General features: G+C 66.0%; 19 protein-coding genes and 1 tRNA gene. 18 read left to right on the plus strand and 2 right to left on the minus strand.

Going from position 1 to position 17,172, the window contains the following annotated elements; all coding sequences use genetic code 11:
- The first annotated feature begins 10 nt into the window (after positions 1 to 10).
- Together Q8Q88_RS17140 and Q8Q88_RS17145 are read left to right on the plus strand one after the other, a co-directional pair.
- Positions 11 to 1,270 (plus strand): cytochrome P450, encoded by a 1,260-nt coding sequence (locus Q8Q88_RS17140; protein WP_305676396.1) that lies wholly within the window; start codon positions 11 to 13, stop codon positions 1,268 to 1,270.
- Positions 1,271 to 1,355: 85 nt separating this feature from the next.
- Complete coding sequence (locus Q8Q88_RS17145; protein ID WP_305676397.1) at positions 1,356 to 3,278, plus strand: NAD(P)/FAD-dependent oxidoreductase; 1,923 nt, start codon at positions 1,356 to 1,358, stop codon at positions 3,276 to 3,278.
- Between the two features lie 52 nt (positions 3,279 to 3,330).
- Here the strand turns inward: Q8Q88_RS17145 and Q8Q88_RS17150 are convergent, their stop codons facing one another.
- Positions 3,331 to 3,948 carry a Pr6Pr family membrane protein gene (locus tag Q8Q88_RS17150; protein ID WP_305676398.1) on the minus strand — a complete coding sequence of 206 codons (618 nt, stop codon included), beginning with the start codon at positions 3,946 to 3,948 and terminating at the stop codon, positions 3,331 to 3,333.
- Positions 3,949 to 4,054: 106 nt separating this feature from the next.
- Positions 4,055 to 4,131: transfer RNA gene (locus Q8Q88_RS17155), tRNA-Asp, on the minus strand.
- 303 nt (positions 4,132 to 4,434) lie between these two features.
- On the opposite strand from Q8Q88_RS17155, the gene Q8Q88_RS17160 reads away from it, so the two are divergent.
- From Q8Q88_RS17160 to Q8Q88_RS17235, 16 genes are all read left to right on the plus strand, one after another.
- Entirely contained in the window at positions 4,435 to 4,812 is a 378-nt protein-coding gene (locus tag Q8Q88_RS17160) for an NADH-quinone oxidoreductase subunit A (RefSeq protein WP_254833165.1), read from the plus strand.
- Complete coding sequence (locus Q8Q88_RS17165; protein ID WP_305676399.1) at positions 4,782 to 5,363, plus strand: NADH-quinone oxidoreductase subunit B family protein; 582 nt, start codon at positions 4,782 to 4,784, stop codon at positions 5,361 to 5,363. Before Q8Q88_RS17160 ends, Q8Q88_RS17165 begins: the two co-directional genes overlap by 31 nt.
- A complete protein-coding gene (locus tag Q8Q88_RS17170) occupies positions 5,360 to 5,977 on the plus strand; it encodes an NADH-quinone oxidoreductase subunit C (RefSeq protein WP_305676400.1) in 618 nt (205 codons plus the stop codon). Before Q8Q88_RS17165 ends, Q8Q88_RS17170 begins: the two co-directional genes overlap by 4 nt.
- Positions 5,977 to 7,191, plus strand: coding sequence for an NADH-quinone oxidoreductase subunit D (locus tag Q8Q88_RS17175; protein WP_305676401.1), 1,215 nt, complete (start codon positions 5,977 to 5,979; stop codon positions 7,189 to 7,191). Before Q8Q88_RS17170 ends, Q8Q88_RS17175 begins: the two co-directional genes overlap by 1 nt.
- On the plus strand, positions 7,188 to 7,538 hold the full coding sequence (locus Q8Q88_RS17180; RefSeq protein ID WP_305676402.1) for a nuclear transport factor 2 family protein: 351 nt from the start codon (positions 7,188 to 7,190) through the stop codon (positions 7,536 to 7,538). The genes Q8Q88_RS17175 and Q8Q88_RS17180 overlap by 4 nt, the downstream gene beginning before the upstream one ends.
- 7 nt (positions 7,539 to 7,545) lie before the next feature.
- On the plus strand, positions 7,546 to 8,214 hold the full coding sequence (gene nuoE, locus Q8Q88_RS17185; protein ID WP_305676403.1) for an NADH-quinone oxidoreductase subunit NuoE: 669 nt from the start codon (positions 7,546 to 7,548) through the stop codon (positions 8,212 to 8,214).
- Positions 8,214 to 8,420, plus strand: coding sequence for a hypothetical protein (locus Q8Q88_RS17190; protein WP_305676404.1), 207 nt, complete (start codon positions 8,214 to 8,216; stop codon positions 8,418 to 8,420). The genes nuoE and Q8Q88_RS17190 overlap by 1 nt, the downstream gene beginning before the upstream one ends.
- Positions 8,421 to 8,425: 5 nt before the next feature.
- Entirely contained in the window at positions 8,426 to 9,742 is a 1,317-nt protein-coding gene (nuoF, locus tag Q8Q88_RS17195; protein ID WP_305676405.1) for an NADH-quinone oxidoreductase subunit NuoF, read from the plus strand.
- A 6-nt stretch (positions 9,743 to 9,748) separates the two neighbouring features.
- On the plus strand, positions 9,749 to 11,788 hold the full coding sequence (gene nuoG / locus Q8Q88_RS17200; RefSeq protein WP_305676406.1) for an NADH-quinone oxidoreductase subunit NuoG: 2,040 nt from the start codon (positions 9,749 to 9,751) through the stop codon (positions 11,786 to 11,788).
- A 3-nt stretch (positions 11,789 to 11,791) separates the two neighbouring features.
- Entirely contained in the window at positions 11,792 to 12,874 is a 1,083-nt protein-coding gene (nuoH, locus tag Q8Q88_RS17205) for an NADH-quinone oxidoreductase subunit NuoH (protein ID WP_305676407.1), read from the plus strand.
- Positions 12,871 to 13,080, plus strand: coding sequence for a hypothetical protein (locus Q8Q88_RS17210; protein WP_305676408.1), 210 nt, complete (start codon positions 12,871 to 12,873; stop codon positions 13,078 to 13,080). The genes nuoH and Q8Q88_RS17210 overlap by 4 nt, the downstream gene beginning before the upstream one ends.
- A 7-nt stretch (positions 13,081 to 13,087) precedes the next feature.
- Positions 13,088 to 13,579, plus strand: coding sequence for an NADH-quinone oxidoreductase subunit NuoI (gene nuoI / locus Q8Q88_RS17215; RefSeq protein WP_254833176.1), 492 nt, complete (start codon positions 13,088 to 13,090; stop codon positions 13,577 to 13,579).
- An 83-nt stretch (positions 13,580 to 13,662) separates the two neighbouring features.
- Complete coding sequence (locus tag Q8Q88_RS17220) at positions 13,663 to 14,274, plus strand: NADH-quinone oxidoreductase subunit J (RefSeq protein ID WP_305676409.1); 612 nt, start codon at positions 13,663 to 13,665, stop codon at positions 14,272 to 14,274.
- Complete coding sequence (gene nuoK, locus Q8Q88_RS17225) at positions 14,271 to 14,579, plus strand: NADH-quinone oxidoreductase subunit NuoK (protein WP_254833178.1); 309 nt, start codon at positions 14,271 to 14,273, stop codon at positions 14,577 to 14,579. The genes Q8Q88_RS17220 and nuoK overlap by 4 nt, the downstream gene beginning before the upstream one ends.
- Positions 14,580 to 14,590: 11 nt before the next feature.
- Positions 14,591 to 16,648, plus strand: a complete 2,058-nt coding sequence (nuoL, locus tag Q8Q88_RS17230) for an NADH-quinone oxidoreductase subunit L (RefSeq protein ID WP_305676410.1) — start codon at positions 14,591 to 14,593, stop codon at positions 16,646 to 16,648.
- 14 nt (positions 16,649 to 16,662) lie between these two features.
- Positions 16,663 to 17,172: proton-conducting transporter membrane subunit (locus tag Q8Q88_RS17235; RefSeq protein ID WP_305676411.1), on the plus strand; the 510-nt coding region annotated here is incomplete at its 3' end.

The following is a 17,172-nucleotide window of genomic DNA, read 5'->3' on the forward strand; positions in this document are numbered from 1 at the left end:
AGCGATCGCAATGGCGGATGGCGCGATGAAACTGGCCGACGAGGCGCGGGCCCGGGCCTATTCCCTGCCGCTGGAAGAGTTCAATCCCGGCGATCCGGAGCTGTTCCGCACCAACACCCACTGGCCCTATTTCGAGCGACTGCGGCGGGAGGAGCCCGTCCATTGGTGCAAGGACAGCGAGTTCGGCCCCTATTGGTCGATCACCAAGTACAACGACATCATGGCCGTGGACACGAACCACGGGGTGTTCTCGTCGGAGGCGGCGCTGGGCGGCATCACCATCCGCGACGCGCGGCCGGACCTCCGGCGTCCCAGCTTCATCGCCATGGATCCGCCCAAGCACGACGTGCAGCGCAAGACCGTTAGCCCGGTGGTCTCGCCGGCCAATCTGCACGTGCTGGAGCCGATCATCCGCGAGCGGGCGGCGAAGATCCTGGACGCCCTGCCGCGGGGCGAGACCTTCGACTGGGTCGACCGGGTCTCCATCGAGCTGACCACCCAGATGCTGGCGACCCTGTTCGATTTCCCGTTCGAGCAGCGCCGTAAGCTGACCCGCTGGTCGGATGTCGCCACCACCCTCCCGATGCCGGGCGCGCTCTGCGAGACCGAGGAGGCGCGCCAGGAAGAACTGATGCAGTGCCTGGCGGAGTTCACCGAGCTTTGGAACCAGCGGGTCAACGCTACGCCGGCAGGCGACCTGATCTCCATGCTGGCCCACGGCGAGGCCACCCGGAACATGACCCCCGACGAGTATCTCGGGAACATCATCCTGCTGATCGTCGGCGGCAACGACACCACCCGCAACTCGATCAGCGGCGGACTGCTGGCGCTCAATGAGAATCCCGATCAGTACGCCAAGCTGCGCGCCGATCCGTCGCTGATCCCCAGCATGGTCTCGGAGATCATCCGCTGGCAGACCCCGCTGGCCCACATGCGTCGGACGGCGCTGGAGGACATCGAGATCGGCGGCAAGACCATCCGCAAGGGCGATAAGGTCGTCATGTGGTACGTCTCGGGCAATCGCGACGAAGAGGCCATCGAGACCCCCGAGCGGTTCATCATCGACCGGGCCCGGCCGCGCCAGCACCTGTCGTTCGGCTTCGGCATCCACCGCTGCGTCGGCAATCGCCTGGCCGAGATGCAGCTGCGGGTGGTTTGGGAGGAGATCCTCAAGCGCTTCGACCACATCGAAGTGGTCGGCGAACCCAAGCGCGTCCGCTCCAGCTTCGTGAAGGGCTACGAGACCCTGCCGGTGCGGATCGCCCCATGACCTGACGCTACGGCGCCCTTTCGCTCGCCTTTGAGAGGCGTAAACTGGCTTCAAGAACAGCGATAACCTAAGGGCGGACACGAACATGGCGGTGGATCTGGAGCCCCTCGACCAGGCGCTGGAGACGGCGCATCTGCCCGCGCTCTCCGCGGCGCTGGTGCATCTGACCGGCGATACCGGCTGGCTGCGGCCCGAGTGGCGGCCCACCTATACGCCGCTGTCGCGCGGTGAGACCGGGGTGCCCGAGGAGGAGCAGGTCAAGATGCGGGCCGCGGCCAAGGTCGCGATCACCGCCTATCTGGCCGGCAAGGCGCCCATGGCGGCGATACCGCCGCCGGACGTCCTCCACCAGATGATGAACTTCGTGGCTGGGGCGGACATTCCCGAAGGCTACGGCGACTTCCTCACCGACGAGCTGGCCATCGACGGCCACAGCACCAAGGACCCGAATTGGTCCACGCCGGAGCTCAAGGTCGCGGCGCGGAAGCTCAATGTCCTGGTGGTCGGCGCGGGCATGTCGGGCCTGCTGGCCGCCATCCGCCTGACCCAGGCCGGCGTGCCCTTCGAGATCGTCGACAAGAATCCTGACGTCGGCGGGACCTGGCTGGAGAACACCTATCCGGGCTGCCGCGTCGACTCGTCCAACCACATCTATTCCTACAGTTTCGAGCCCAACCATTTCTGGCCGCAGCATTTTTCGACACAGCCCGTCCTGCTGGACTATTTCCGCGGGGTGGCGGGCCGCTACGACCTCAAGAAGAAGGTGCGCTTCGAGACCGTGGTCGAGGAGATGGCCTGGGACGAGGCCCGTTCCGTCTGGAGGGCCCGGCTAAAGACCCCTTCCGGGATCGAGCATGTCGAGGCCAATGCGGTGATTACCGCGGTGGGCCAGCTCAACCGCCCGCGCTATCCCGACATCAAGGGCCGCGAGAGCTTCAAGGGGCCGTCCTTCCACTCCGCCGAGTGGCGGCATGACGTAGACCTGACCGGCAAGCGGGTGGCGGTGATCGGCACTGGCGCCAGCGCCTTCCAGTTCGTGCCGGAAATCGTCGGCAAGGTCGCCAGCCTGAGCGTCTTCCAGCGCACGCCGCCCTGGGGTTTCCCGGTGCCGCACTATCATGAGGACGTCCCCGAGGGGATGAACTGGCTGATGGAGCACGTGCCGTTCTACGACAAATGGTACCGGTTCTGGATGTTCTGGATGGTGACCGACGGGTTGCTGCCCATGGTCACAGCCGATCCGGGCTGGAACGGACCGACGACGGCGGTCAGCGAGCTGAACCTGGGCTTCCGGGAGATGATCGCCGCGGCGATCGCCGCCCAGGCGCCCGATCGGCCGGACCTGGTGGCCAAGATCATTCCGACCTATCCGCCCGGCGGCAAGCGGGCCCTGCTGGACAACGGCGTTTGGCTGGACGCGCTCAAGCGCGATAATGTCGAGCTGGTCACCGAAGGGATTTCCGAGGTCACCCCGGCCGGCATCGTCACCGCCGACGGCCAGGCGCGCGACTTCGACGTGATCATCTACGGCACCGGTTTCCACGCCTCGAAGTTCCTGTGGCCGATGAAGATCAAGGGCCGCCAGGGCGCCGATCTGCACGAGACCTGGGCCGGCGATCCGCGCGCCTATCTGGGCATGACCACGCCCGGTTTCCCGAACCTTTTCATGATCTACGGCCCCAATACCAACATCGTGGTCAACGGCTCGATCGTCTTCTTCTCAGAGTGCAGCGTTCGCTACATCCTGGGCTGCCTGAAGCTGCTGGCCCAGACGGGCGCCGCGGCCATGGAACCCAGGCGCGAGGTCCACGACGCCTTCAACATCAAGGTCGACGAGGGCAACCGGCTGATGGCGTGGGGCGCCCCGCAGGTGACGAGCTGGTACAAGAACGAGGCGGGCCGGGTGACGCAGAACTGGCCGTTCGCCCTGGTCGACTACTGGCGCGCCACCCTGGCGCCCGATCCCAAGGACTTCGTGCTCTCCAAAAGCGCCGAGCTGGTGGGGTAGCCCGCCGGGACAGAGGCCTCGAGCCGCCGGGCCGAGCACGAAGCTCCGGCGCCTAGCCTCGCGGTTTCACCGAGCGGTCGATGGCGATGAACACCAGGCCCAGGACCAGGAAGACGCCAGTCACCACGGCCATGTTCATCGCGACCCGCTCCAGGCCGAGCTTTGAGACGTCGAGGAACGGATAGGGGTAGAAGTCGGCATGGGGCCCCCGCCAGATGCTGTAGGCTCCGTAGGCCAGGGGGAAGGCCAGCCACGGCCAGACATAGACCCAGCGCAGGGTCTGCTTTGGCGTGAACAGCAGCCAGTCCAGCAGGACCAGGGCTGGGGTCACATAGTGCAGGGTGGTGTCGGCCACCCACTGGAGCCCCCGCGGGTCCCAGAGGCCCTGCAGGATCACGATATAGATCGCCGCCGTGACGGACATGTAGAGCGTGACGGCGGTCCGGATGGCCGGCTTGGCGAAATGCAGGCCGATCGGGCTGGTGGGGTAGGCGGCCGGCGCGGTGAACATTACCGCCGCGAACAGGTTCGAGAGGATCGTGAAGTAGCTGAGGAAGTTGACCGTCCGCGTGGCGAAGCCCTCGCCGTCCTGGCCGCGGACCATCAGCCAGTACTGCAGCAGCAGCCCGAACCAGGCGACCAGAGCGGCGACGGCGCGATAGGCTCTCATCGGTCCCCCCAACAACCCTGAGGTCAGGAGATCGCTGCTTGCCCGCCGAGGTCAAGCGCAAGCGCGCGGCGGACCGTTTGGACGTCTGGCGATCTCGGGGAAGACGTGGCGCGAATGACGGGACTCGAACCCGCGACCTCCGGCGTGACAGGCCGGCGCTCTAACCAACTGAGCTACATCCGCATACGGCTCGCGGTGACCGCGAGGCGCGTCTGATATGTCCGAGGTGGAATCGTGTCAACGAGTCTCTGCGGAGATCGGTGAATGAAGCGCGGAATGACGCACCCCAAAGCTTGTTCCGGCCGTACCGCGACCCGAGCCGGGCCGTGCTCCATAAGGCGGCGGATAGAGACCGGCGTTCCGTGGTGAGGCTTGTTGCGAATCGCTCTCAACTATTGAGGCGGTAAGGCTTTTCGCAGCGCAAACCGCCGTTTGAACCCGCCGCCGACGTGGTCTAGAAGAGCCCCGACTCCGCTTGAGGATTCCATGAACGCCTTCCTTCTGCAGTACCTGCCCATCGTGATCTTCCTGGGGATCGCGGGAGCCCTGGGCCTCGTTTTCATCATCGCCTCGGCGGTCCTGGCCCCCAAGGCCCCGGACCCGGAGAAGCTCTCCACATATGAGTGCGGGTTCAACGCGTTCGACGACGCGCGGATGAAGTTCGACGTGCGGTTCTACCTGGTCTCGATCCTGTTCATCATCTTCGACCTGGAAGTGGCGTTCCTGTTCCCCTGGGCCGTGGCGCTGATGAAGCTGCCGCAGGAGGCCAGCCAATTCGCCTTCTGGTCGATGATGACCTTCCTGGGCGTGCTCACCGTGGGCTTCATCTACGAATGGAAGAAGGGAGCCCTGGAATGGGAGTGATCATTCCCGCGGGAGCCGCCGGCCGGACCACGGTCGAGGGCTACAATCCCAAGGCCCATGACCCGTTCTTCGACGGCATCTCCGGCGAACTGGCCGACAAGGGCTTCATCACCGCCGCCGCCGACGACCTGATCACCTGGGCGCGCACCGGCTCGCTGATGTGGATGACCTTCGGCCTTGCCTGTTGCGCGGTCGAGATGATGCAGGCCTCGATGCCGCGCTACGACCTGGAGCGCTACGGCTTCGCGCCCCGCGCCAGCCCCCGCCAGTCGGACGTGATGATTGTCGCCGGCACGCTCTGCAACAAGATGGCCCCGGCTCTGCGCAAGGTCTACGACCAGATGCCGGAGCCCCGCTACGTCATCTCCATGGGCTCGTGCGCCAACGGCGGCGGGTACTACTACTTCTCCTATTCCGTGGTGCGCGGCTGCGACCGGATCGTGCCGGTGGACATCTATGTCCCGGGCTGCCCGCCCACCGCCGAGGCCCTGGTCTACGGCGTGCTGCAGCTGCAGAAGAAGATCCGCCGCACGGGGACCATCGAGCGATGAGCTGGCCGCAGACCTCCGACCACATGGAGATGCTGGGCCAGGCGATGGTGGCCAACAGCGCCGGCGCCATCGCCGGCCACTCCGTGGCCTATGGCGAGCTGACCCTGACCGCGCCCCTGCCGCGCATCGTCGACGCCCTGACCTATCTGCGCGACCATAAGGACTACCAGTTCCAGCAGCTCATCGACCTCTGCGGGGTCGACTATCCCGAGCGCGTCCGGCGGTTCGACGTGGTCTACCACCTGCTGTCCTTGACGAAGAACCACAGGGTCCGGCTGAAGATCGAGACCGACGAGGACACGCCCGTCCCGACCGTGACCGGGGTCTATCCCTGCGCCGACTGGTTCGAGCGCGAAGCCTTCGACATGTACGGGATCTTCTTCGAGGGCCATCCGGACCTGCGCCGAATCCTCACCGACTACGGCTTCCACGGCCATCCGCTCCGCAAGGACTTCCCGATGACCGGCTATGTGGAGCTGCGCTACGACGACGAGCTCAAGCGCGTGGTCTATGAGCCGGTGAAGTCGGTCGAGTATCGCAACTGGGACTTCCTCTCGCCTTGGGAGGGCGCCGACTACGTCCTGCCCGGCGACGAGAAGGTGGAGGCGAAGTGATGGCTGACGACGCTTCCCTGACCCCGCACGTGCCGGAGACTCCGGTCCGCAAGTTCAACATCAATTTCGGCCCGCAGCACCCCGCGGCCCATGGCGTCCTGCGCCTGGTCCTGGAGCTGGACGGGGAGATCGTCGAGCGGGTCGACCCGCACATCGGCCTGCTGCATCGTGGCACCGAAAAGCTGATGGAGTACCGGACCTACCTCCAGAACATCCCCTATTTCGACCGCCTCGACTACGTGGCGCCGATGAACCAGGAACACGCCTTCTGCCTGGCCATCGAGAAGCTGATGGGGATCGAGGTGCCGATCCGCGGCAGCCTGATCCGGGTGATGTTCTCGGAAATCGGCCGCATCCTGAACCACCTGCTCAACGTCACCACCCAGGCTATGGACGTGGGCGCTCTGACCCCGCCGCTGTGGGGCTTCGAAGAGCGCGAGAAGCTGATGGTCTTCTATGAGCGCGCCTGCGGGGCGCGGCTCCACGCCAACTATTTCCGGCCCGGCGGCGTCCACCAGGACCTGCCTGAGGCTCTGATCAACGACATCGGCGACTGGGCCGTGGCCTTCGCCCGGCCGATGGCCGACATCGATAAGCTGATCACCGGCAACCGCATCTTCAAACAGCGCAACGTCGACATCGGCGTGGTGACCAAGGACGAGGCCATCAAATGGGGCTTCTCCGGCGTCATGGTGCGCGGCTCGGGCATCGCCTGGGACCTGCGCAGAAGCCAGCCCTACGAATGCTATGACGACTTCGATTTCGACATCCCGCTGGGCGTCAACGGCGACTGCTACGACCGCTATCTTTGCCGCATGCAAGAGATGCGCGAGAGCACCAAGATCATCCTCCAGTGCGTCGAGCGCCTGAAGAGGACGCCCGGCCCGGTGATGACCGAGGACAACAAGGTCAGCCCGCCTCGTCGCGGTGAGATGAAGCGTTCGATGGAAGCGCTGATCCACCACTTCAAGCTCTATACCGAGGGCTTCCGCACCCCGCCGGGCGAGGTCTATGCCTGCGTCGAGGCGCCCAAGGGCGAGTTCGGCGTCTTCCTGGTCTCGGACGGCACCAACAAGCCCTATCGCTGCAAGATCCGCGCGCCGGGCTATCCGCACCTGATGGCCATGGACTGGATGAACCGTGGCCACATGCTGGCCGACGTCTCCGCCATCCTCGGCTCGCTGGACATCGTGTTCGGGGAGATCGACCGGTGAGCGCGCCCGCCTGCATCAGCCCGTTCGACGTCGTGGACGCCCAGTTCCAGGCCTATAACGACCAGGACCTCGAGGCCTTCTGCACCTTCTACGCCGACCAAGCGACGCTCGGCGATTTCAACGGTGCGGTCACCGCCGACGGGATCGCGGCGATCCGCGCCCGGCACGTGAAGCTGTTCGCCGATTTCCCGCAGAACAAGGCCGAGCTGCTCAGCCGCGTCATCGTGGGAAACACCGTGATCGATCATGAGCGGGTCAGCCGCACGCCCGGCGGCGACACCTTCGAGGTCGCGGCCATCTACACGATCGCCGACGCCAAGATCGTCCGCGTCGACTTTGTGAAGTGAGGAACGTTTGAGCGTCCGTCGCCTCTCGCCGAACCAGCCGGCCAGCTTCGAGTTCTCGAAAGAGAGCGCCAAGCAGACGCAGTGGTGGATTTCGAAGTACCCGCAAGGCCGGCAGCAGTCGGCCGTGATCCCGATCCTGTGGCTGGTCCAGAAGCAGGAGGGCTGGGTCTCCGAACCCGCCATCCGCGCCGTCGCCGCCCTGCTCGCCATGCCGCAGATCCGGGTGCTGGAGGTCGCGACCTTCTACACCATGTTCATGCTGGAGCCGGTGGGCACACACGCCCTGGTGCAGGTCTGCGGTACCACGCCGTGCGCCCTGCGCGGCGCCAACGACCTGATGGCCCACTGCAAGAAGCGGATCGGTCCCAAGGACCACCGCTCGGCCGATGGCAAGTTCTACTGGCAGGAAGTCGAGTGCCTGGGCGCCTGTTCGAACGCGCCCATGGCCGCGATCAACGACTATTATTACGAGGACCTGACGGTCGAGATCCTGGACAAACTGCTGGACGACTTCGCCGCCGGCAAGCCGCCCGCGCCGGGCTCGATGATCGGCCGCCAGGGCGCCTCGCCGGAGGGCGGGCCGCTCGTGCTCACCGATCCGAAGCTCTATGACGGCTCGGCCGCCAAGCCGATCAAGTCGCTGCCCAACGCCGCGCCCAAGGCTCCGGCCGCCTGATGGATCTCGAAGCCACCAAGCGCCGCCTGAAGGTCATGGTCGCCATCGACGTGGTCTGCGGAATCGTGTCCGCCGCGGCGGCCTATGGCGCCTTCGGCATGGGCATGGATTGGCTGATCGCCGTGTTCATCGCCGCCCTGGTGGCCGGCCTGGGCGCGCAAATCTGGTTCATCGCGGGCGTTCATTCCGCGAAAAAGGGAGTGTAGGGGCCTTGGTCGGCATCCTCGAAGACAAGGACCGTATCTTCACCAACCTCTATGGCGTCCACGATTGGGGCCTGGAAGGTGCGAAGACGCGCGGCTGCTGGAACGCCACCCGCGAGATGCTGGCCCAGACTCCCGAGTGGATCTGCGAACAGATCAAGGAATCGGGCCTGCGCGGCCGGGGCGGCGGGGGTTTCCCCACCGGCCTGAAGTGGACCTTCATGCCGAAGGCGCAGAGCGAACGGCCCCACTTCCTGGTGGTCAACGCCGACGAGTCCGAGCCCGGGGCCTGCAAGGACCGCGAGATCATCCGCAACGATCCGCACCTGCTGATCGAGGGCTGCCTGGTGGCCAGCTACGCCATCCGCGCCCACACCGCCTACATCTATATCCGCGGCGAATACGTGCATGAGCGCGAGCGCCTGGAAGCCGCCATCCGCCAGGCTTACGACGCCAAGCTGATCGGTAAGGGCAATATCCACGGCTGGGACTTCGACCTGCACGTCACCCACGGCGGCGGGGCCTATATCTGCGGCGACGAGACCGCCCTGATGGAGAGCCTGGAGGGCAAGAAGGGCCAGCCGCGCCTGAAGCCGCCGTTCCCGGCCGGCGCCGGCATCTATGGCGCGCCGACCACCATCAACAATGTCGAGTCGATCGCCGTGGTGGGTTCGATCCTGCGCCGCGGGGCAGGGTGGTTCTCCAGCTTCGGCCGGCCGAAGAACTCGGGCATCAAGCTGATGGCGGCCTCGGGCCACATCAACAAGCCCTGCGTGGTCGAGGAGACCATGTCGATCCCAATGCGCCAGCTGATCGAAGACCACTTCGGCGGCGTGCGCGGCGGCTGGGGCAATCTCAAGGCCGTGATCCCCGGCGGCATCTCCATGCGGATGATCCCGGCCGAAGAGGCCGAGGAAGCCCTGATGGACTTCGACGACCTGGCCGCGCGGCGCTCGGGCCTGGGCACCGCCACCATGATCGTCATGGACAAGGACGCCGACCTGGTCCGGGCCATCGCCCGCGCGTCCTACTTCTACAAGCACGAGAGCTGCGGCCAGTGCACGCCGTGCCGCGAAGGCACCGGCTGGATGTGGCGGGTCATGGAGCGCATGGCCACCGGCGAGGCCGAGATGCGCGAGATCGACATGCTGCTGGACGTGGCGTCGCAAGTCGAAGGCCACACCATCTGCGGCCTGGGCGACGCGGCCGCCTGGCCGATCCAGGGCCTGTTCCGTCACTTCCGGCACGAGGTGGAGGAGCGGATCACCAACTACCGCATCGGCAAGCCGCATGTTCAGGGCGCGTCCCTGGAAGCGGCGGAGTAACCCGGCATGCCCATAGCCAAGGTCAACGGCGTCGAGGTCGAGTTCGAACCCGGCATGACGGTTCTGCAGGTGGCGGAGCTGGCCGGGGAAGAGATTCCCCGCTTCTGCTATCACGAGCGGCTGTCGATCGCCGGCAACTGCCGCATGTGCCTGGTCGAGGTGAAGCCCGGCCCGCCGAAGCCCCAGGCCTCGTGCGCCCTGCCAGCCGCCGAGGGCCAGGAGATCATCACCAACTCCCCCATGGTCAAGAAGGCCCGGGAAGGGGTGATGGAGTTCCTGCTGATCAATCACCCCCTGGATTGCCCGATCTGCGACCAGGGCGGGGAGTGCGACCTGCAGGACCAGGCCATGGGCTATGGCCGCGACGACAGCCGCTACGCCGACAACAAGCGCGCCGTCGAAGAGAAGTTCATGGGGCCGTTGATCAAGACGGTCATGACCCGCTGTATCCAGTGCACCCGCTGCGTCCGCTTCATCACCGAGGTGGCCGGCGTGCCGGAAATCGGTCTCATCTCCCGCGGCGAAGACGTTGAAATCACGACCTATCTCGACAAGTCGGTGACGTCGGAGCTGTCGGCCAATGTGATCGACCTCTGCCCGGTGGGCGCGCTCACCTCCAAGCCCTACGCCTTCAACGCCCGGCCCTGGGAGCTGAAGAAGACCGAGAGCGTCGATGTGATGGACGCCCTGGGTTCGGCGATCCGCGTCGACAGCCGCGGCCCCGCCGTGCTGCGCGTGCTGCCCCGCCTCAACGAGGACATCAACGAGGAGTGGATCAGCGATAAGACCCGCTACGCGGTCGACGGCCTATCGCGCCAGCGCCTGGACCAGCCCTATGTCCGCAAGGGCAGTCGCCTGCAACCGGTGAGCTGGGCCGAGGCCCTCGACCTGGTCGCGACCAAAATCAAGGCCGCCAGTCCCGACCGCGTCGGCGTGATCGCCGGCGACCTGCAGGACGCGGAATCCATGAAGGCCGCCAAGGATCTGTTCGGGTCGCTGGGCGTCAAGAACGTCGACTGCCGGCAGGACGGCATGGCGCTGGGCGCCGGTCCGCGCGAGAGCTGGCTGTTCAACTCCACCATCGCCGGCATCGAGCACGCCGACGCGATCCTCATCGTGGGCGCCAATCCGCGCCTCGAGGCTCCGGTGTTCAACGCCCGTCTGCGCAAGCGCTGGCTGGCCGGCGCCCTGCGGGTGGGCGTGATCGGCGAACAGGCCGACCTCACCTACGGCTACGACTATCTGGGCGCGGGGCCTGAGACCCTTTCGGGCCTGGCCAAGTCCAAGAGCGACTTCGTTAAGGCGCTCAAGGACGCTAAGGCCCCAGCGATAATCGTCGGGACCGGGGCGCTGGGTCGCGAGGACGGCGGCACCGTGCTGGCCGCCGCGGCCGCCGCGGCCAAGACCTTCGGCCTGACCTGGAACGTGCTGCACACCGCCGCCGCCCGGGTCGGGGGCCTCGACATGGGCTTCATCCCCGGCGAGGGCGGCAAGAGCGCTCGCGAGATGGCCGCTAAGGGCGCGCTGGACGTGCTCTTCCTGCTCGGCGCCGACGAGATCGACCTCACGGCCTCCAAGGCCTTCACCGTCTATCTGGGCACCCACGGCGACGCCGGGGCGCACAAGGCCGACGTGGTCCTGCCCGGCGCCGCCTACACCGAGAAAGACGGCCTCTACGTCAACACCGAGGGCCGGGTGCAGATGGGTTACCGCGCCGTGTTCCCGAAGGGCGAAGCCCGCGAGGACTGGTCGGTGCTGCGCGCCCTGTCGGACCGGCTGGGCGCGACCCTGCCGTACGACACCCTGGCCCAACTCCGCGCCAAGCTGTTCGCGGACCATCCGACCTTCGGCCAGATCGACTATGTGCCGGCCGCGCCGGCTGCCATCGACTTCGCCACGCTCGGGACCAAGGGGCCGGCGTCGGACACGCCTTTCGCAAGCCCGATCAAGGCCTTCCATCTGACTAACCCCATCGCCCGCGCCAGCGTGACGATGGCCGAGTGCGCCGCCGTGGTCTCCGGCGCCGCCAAGATCGCGGCGGAGTAGGGCATGGATCCCACCACCAACTTCTGGGCCACCCCGGGCGGCTGGACCCTGATCACCGTCGCCCAGATCATGGCCGTGATCCTGCCGCTGCTCGTGGCCCTGGCCTTCTTCATGCTGGCCGACCGCAAGATCTGGGCGGGCGTCCAGATGCGCAAGGGTCCCAATGTGGTGGGCCCGTTCGGCCTGCTGCAGTCCTTCGCCGACCTGATCAAGTTCGTGCTGAAGGAGCTGGTCATTCCCGACGGGGCCGACAAGTTCGTCTTCCTGCTGGCCCCGGTGCTGACCTTCACCCTGGCCATGGTGGGCTGGGCCGTAATCCCGTTCGCGCCGGGATGGGTGGTCTCCGACATCAATGTCGGCGTGATGTACCTGTTCGCCATCAGCTCGCTGGGCGTCTACGGCATCATCATGGGCGGCTGGGCTTCGAACTCGAAGTACCCGTTCCTGGGCAGCCTGCGCTCGGCGGCGCAGATGGTCTCCTACGAGGTCTCCATCGGCTTCGTGATCATCACCGTGATCCTGCTGGCCGGGACCATGAACCTGCAGACCATCGTCGAGAACCAGGCCGGCGGGTTCTGGAACTGGTACGTGTTCGGCGGTGATGGCCTGCGCGGCCTTCCCATCGCGCTGGTCATGATCCCGATGGCGGTGATCTTCTTCATCTCGGCCCTGGCCGAAACCAACCGCCCGCCCTTCGACCTGCCGGAAGCCGAGTCCGAGCTCGTGGCCGGCTACCAGGTGGAATATTCCTCCAGCCCGTTCCTGCTGTTCATGATCGGCGAGCTGGTCAGCATCGTGCTAATGTGCGCGGTGATCTCGCTGCTGTTCTTCGGCGGCTGGCAGGCGCCGTTCGTGCTGGGCTTCGAGCACACCTGGCCGCCGACGGTGCAGAGCTTCTACGGCCTGATGTGGTTCGTGATGAAGATCTGCTTCTTCTTCTTCCTGATCGCCATGGCCAAGGCCATCGTGCCTCGCTACCGCTACGACCAGCTCATGCGCCTGGGCTGGAAGGTGTTCCTGCCGACCTCGCTGGTGGCTGTGGCCCTGGTGGCGGCCTGGCGCGTGTTCGGACCGGCGGCGGCATGAGGCTCTTGGTCATCCTCGCCGCGACCCTGGCGCTCGGCGCCTGCGCGACCAACTCGGTGGAGTCGGGCGCGACGGTGGGCAATGTGGCCAACTACGACGCGCTGAAACAAGCCCGCGACGCCTGCGTGAAGCGGGGCGGGGAGATCGTCCAGCGGCCGCAGAGCTCCGGCAAGCGGCTCGCCGACTTCGTGTGTAAGGGAAAGTGAGCGCCAGATGATGCAGCGCATCTCACAGGCCATCAAGGGCGCGGCGCTGATGGACTTTCTCGGCGCCTTCGGCATGGCCATGCAGTACATGGTCCGCCCCAAGGCGACGGTGCAGTATCCGCACGAGCGCAATCCGCAGTCGCCGCGGTTCCGGGGCGAGCACGTCCTGCGCCGCTATCCCAACGGGGAAGAGCGCTGCATCGCCTGCAAGCTGTGCGAGGCCATCTGCCCGGCCCAGGCCATCACCATCGAGGCCGAGCCGCGCGACGACGGCAGCCGGCGCACGACCCGCTACGACATCGACATGGTCAAGTGCATCTATTGCGGCCTCTGCCAGGAGGCCTGCCCGGTGGACGCCATCGTCGAGGGGCCGAACATCGAGTACGCCGTCGAGACGCGCGAAGAACTCTATTACGACAAGGAACGCCTGCTCGCGAACGGGGATCGTTGGGAGCGGCAAATCGCGAAGAACCTGGAACTGGACGCGCCCTACCGCTAAGCACGGGGCGCGATTCCGAGACGAAAAAGCTCGCCGGCCCTGGGCCGGACGACACTGAAATTGAGGGGCTGAGAAGAGCCGTCATGGCCTTGGCGATCGCATTTTACCTGCTGGCGGCGGTGACCGTGGGCTCTGGATTCGCGGTGGTCTCATCGCGCAATCCCGTGCACTCGGTGCTGTTCCTGATCCTCAGCTTCTTCTCGGCCGCGGGGCTGTTCGTGACCCTGGGGGCCGAGTTCCTCGCCATGCTGCTGGTGGTCGTCTATGTCGGCGCCGTGGCGGTGCTGTTCCTATTCGTCGTCATGATGCTGGATGTCGACTTCGCCGCCCTGCGCCAGGGCTTCGCGCGCTACATGCCGCTGGGCGGCCTGGTGGCCGGCATCCTGGCCATCGAGATGATCGTGGTGGCGACGGCGGTCTCGACCCAGGGCGCGGCGCGCCTCAACGACACGCCCACGGTCCACACGGACGTGAGCAACGCCGAAACCATCGGGCGGGTGCTCTACACCGACTATGTCTACTTCTTCCAGGCAGCCGGGCTGGTGCTGCTGGTGGCCATGATCGGCGCCATCGTGCTCACCCTGCGCCACAAGCCCGGCGTCCGCCGCCAGGTGATCGCCGACCAGGTGGCCCGCGGCCCCAAGAGCGGCATGCGCATCGTCCAGATCAAGTCGGGGCAGGGGATCGACCAATGACCATCGGGCTGACCCACTACCTCTCGGTCGCCGCGATCCTCTTCACCATCGGGGTCTTCGGCATCTTCGTGAACCGCAAGAACATCATCGTCATCCTGATGTCGATCGAGCTGATCCTACTGGCGGTGAACATCAACCTGGTGGCCTTCTCGGTCTACCTGCACAACGTGGTCGGGCAGATCTTCGCCATGTTCGTGCTGACCGTGGCCGCGGCGGAGGCCGCCGTCGGCCTGGCCATCCTCGTCACCTTCTTCCGTAACCGCGGCGACATCGCCGTGGACGACGTCTCGATGATGAAGGGCTGAGCGACCTTTCCATGACCCCTTCGTCCCTCATCACCACCGTGGTGTTCGCCCCTCTGGTGGGCGCGATCATCGCGGGCCTGTTCGGCCGCCGGATCGGCAATGTGGCCTCCGAGGCCATCACCACCGGCCTGCTGCTGCTGGCCGCCGTCTTCTCCTGGATGATCTTCGCGCAGTGGACCTGGGGCGGGCTGGAGCCCTTCACCCTGGAGTTCCTGCCCTTCATCAATATCGGCGACTTCCAGTCCAACTGGTCGATCCGGCTGGATGGCCTGTCGGCCGTCATGCTGGTGGTGGTCACCAGCGTCTCGTCCCTGGTCCACGTCTATTCGTGGGGCTACATGTCTGAGGACGATTCCAAGCCTCGGTTCTTCGCCTACCTGTCGCTGTTCACCTTCGCCATGCTGGCCCTGGTGACCGCCGCCGACTTCATGCAGCTGTTCTTCGGCTGGGAAGGGGTGGGCCTGGCCAGCTACCTGCTGATCGGTTTCTGGTTCAAGAAGCCCACCGCCAACGCCGCGGCCATCAAGGCCTTCGTGGTCAACCGGGTGGGCGACTTCGGCTTCGCGCTGGGCATCATGACCGTCTACTGGATGTTCGGTTCGATCCAGTTCGCCGAGATCTTCCCGCGGGTGTCCGAGTTCGCCAACACCGGCTGGTGGTTCGCCGGCTCCTGGTGGCACGCCGTCGACCTAGCCTGCGCCCTGCTGTTCGTCGGCGCCATGGGCAAGTCGGCCCAGTTCTTCCTGCACACCTGGCTGCCGGACGCCATGGAGGGCCCGACCCCGGTCTCGGCCCTGATCCATGCCGCGACCATGGTCACCGCCGGCGTCTATATGGTGTGCCTGCTGTCGCCGATGTTCGAGTACGCGCCCTACGCCAAGCAGGTCGTCACCCTGGTCGGCGCGGTCACGGCCCTGTTCGCGGCCACGGTCGGCCTGGCCCAGAATGACATTAAGCGGGTCATCGCCTATTCGACCTGTTCGCAGCTCGGCTACATGTTCTTCGCCGCGGGCGTCGGCGCCTACCAGGCGGCCATGTTCCACCTGTTCACCCACGCCTTCTTCAAGGCGCTGCTGTTCCTGGGCGCGGGCTCGGTGATCCACGGCATGCACCACGAGCAGGACATGCGGAAGATGGGCGGGCTGTGGAAGCACCTGCCGATCACCTACGGCGTCATGACCATCGGGACCCTGGCCATCACCGGCTTCGGCATTCCCGGCCTCGACCTCGGCTTCGCGGGCTTCTACTCCAAGGACACCATCATCGAGGCCGCCTTCGCGGCCGGCCAGGAGATGGGCGGAGTGGCCTATTTCGCCTTCGTGGTCAGCGTCTTCGCCGCTGGCCTAACGGCCTTCTATTCCTGGCGCTTGGCTTTCATGACCTTCCATGGCACGCCCAAGTGGGGCCACGACGGTCATGAGCACGAGGCCGACGACCATGCCAGCTCGGCCCAGATCGAGACCCACTCCGAGCCGCTGCCCGACCACGACCATGGCCACGACCACAAGCCCCATGAGAGCCCTTGGTCGATGCTGGTTCCGATCATGCTGCTCGCTGTCGGTGCGCTCGCCGCCGGCTACTTCTTCGTCGACCACTTCGTGGGCGAGGAATGGAAGGAATTCTGGCGCGGGGCGATCTTCAACGGCGCCGACAACCATGTGCTGGAGCACGCCCATCATTCGCCGACCTGGGTGAAGTGGGCGCCGCTGGCGGTCTCGGCGATCGGCTTCGCCGGCGCCTATTACGTCTACATCCTGCGCGAGGGCATGGGAGCCGCCATCGCCGCGCGGAAGGGCCCGCTCTGGACTTTCCTCTACAACAAGTGGTTCTTCGACGAGCTCTATGAGGCGACCTTCGTGCGTGCTGCCAAGTTCCTGGGCGACCTGTTCTGGAAGGGCGGCGACCAGAAGATCATCGACGGCTTCGGCCCCGACGGCGTCTCGGCGGTGTCCTACGCGGTGGGCCGCGCGGCCGGCCGAGCCCAGACTGGCTACGTCTACCACTATGCGTTCGTGATGCTGCTCGGCGTGGCGGGTCTCTTGACCTACGCGCTGGTGCAGTGGGCTTGAGGGGGGACGATCCGATGACCGGTATTCTCTCCCTCACCACCTTCGCCCCGCTGATCGGGGTGGCGGCCATCCTGCTGCTGCGCGCGGCGTCCAAGGACGAGGCGCGCGTCGTCTCGGCCTCCAAGTGGATCGCGCTCGTCACCACGCTCGCGACCCTGGCGCTTTCGATCCTGCTGGTGGCCGAGTTCGAGCCGGCCAATCCCGGCTTCCAGTTCCTGGAGGACGCGGTCTGGTTCGCGGGGCTGCACTACCGGATGGGTGTGGACGGGATCTCGATCCTGTTCGTGCTGCTGACCGCCTTCCTCATGCCGATCTGCATCGCCGCCTCCTGGACGACGATCGAGAAGCGCGTGCCGGAATACATGGTCGCCTTCCTGGTCCTCGAGACCCTGGTGATCGGGGTGTTCTGCGCCCTGGACCTGGTGCTGTTCTACGCCTTCTTCGAGTTCGGCCTGGTGCCGATGTTCCTGATCATCGGCATCTGGGGCGGCAAGAACCGGGTCTACGCGGCCTACAAGTTCTTC

This window comes from Phenylobacterium sp. (genome assembly GCF_030697925.1).
In the GTDB taxonomy this organism is placed as follows: Bacteria; Pseudomonadota; Alphaproteobacteria; order Caulobacterales; family Caulobacteraceae; genus Phenylobacterium.

Excerpts from the sequence above, each read along its gene's own strand:
- Q8Q88_RS17145 (WP_305676397.1), top strand. The coding sequence starts at position 1,356 with ATGGCGGTGGATCTGGAGCCCCTCGACCAGGCGCTGGAGACGGCGCAT.
- nuoK (WP_254833178.1), top strand. The coding sequence starts at position 14,271 with ATGACCATCGGGCTGACCCACTACCTCTCGGTCGCCGCGATCCTCTTC.
- nuoH (WP_305676407.1), top strand. The coding sequence starts at position 11,792 with ATGGATCCCACCACCAACTTCTGGGCCACCCCGGGCGGCTGGACCCTG.
- Q8Q88_RS17150 (WP_305676398.1), bottom strand. The coding sequence starts at position 3,948 with ATGAGAGCCTATCGCGCCGTCGCCGCTCTGGTCGCCTGGTTCGGGCTG.
- Q8Q88_RS17210 (WP_305676408.1), top strand. The coding sequence starts at position 12,871 with ATGAGGCTCTTGGTCATCCTCGCCGCGACCCTGGCGCTCGGCGCCTGC.
- nuoI (WP_254833176.1), top strand. The coding sequence starts at position 13,088 with ATGATGCAGCGCATCTCACAGGCCATCAAGGGCGCGGCGCTGATGGAC.
- nuoG (WP_305676406.1), top strand. The coding sequence starts at position 9,749 with ATGCCCATAGCCAAGGTCAACGGCGTCGAGGTCGAGTTCGAACCCGGC.
- Q8Q88_RS17165 (WP_305676399.1), top strand. The coding sequence starts at position 4,782 with ATGGAAGAAGGGAGCCCTGGAATGGGAGTGATCATTCCCGCGGGAGCC.
- Q8Q88_RS17140 (WP_305676396.1), top strand. The coding sequence starts at position 11 with ATGGCGGATGGCGCGATGAAACTGGCCGACGAGGCGCGGGCCCGGGCC.
- Q8Q88_RS17220 (WP_305676409.1), top strand. The coding sequence starts at position 13,663 with ATGGCCTTGGCGATCGCATTTTACCTGCTGGCGGCGGTGACCGTGGGC.
- Q8Q88_RS17190 (WP_305676404.1), top strand. The coding sequence starts at position 8,214 with ATGGATCTCGAAGCCACCAAGCGCCGCCTGAAGGTCATGGTCGCCATC.
- Q8Q88_RS17175 (WP_305676401.1), top strand. The coding sequence starts at position 5,977 with ATGGCTGACGACGCTTCCCTGACCCCGCACGTGCCGGAGACTCCGGTC.
- nuoL (WP_305676410.1), top strand. The coding sequence starts at position 14,591 with ATGACCCCTTCGTCCCTCATCACCACCGTGGTGTTCGCCCCTCTGGTG.
- Q8Q88_RS17170 (WP_305676400.1), top strand. The coding sequence starts at position 5,360 with ATGAGCTGGCCGCAGACCTCCGACCACATGGAGATGCTGGGCCAGGCG.
- Q8Q88_RS17160 (WP_254833165.1), top strand. The coding sequence starts at position 4,435 with ATGAACGCCTTCCTTCTGCAGTACCTGCCCATCGTGATCTTCCTGGGG.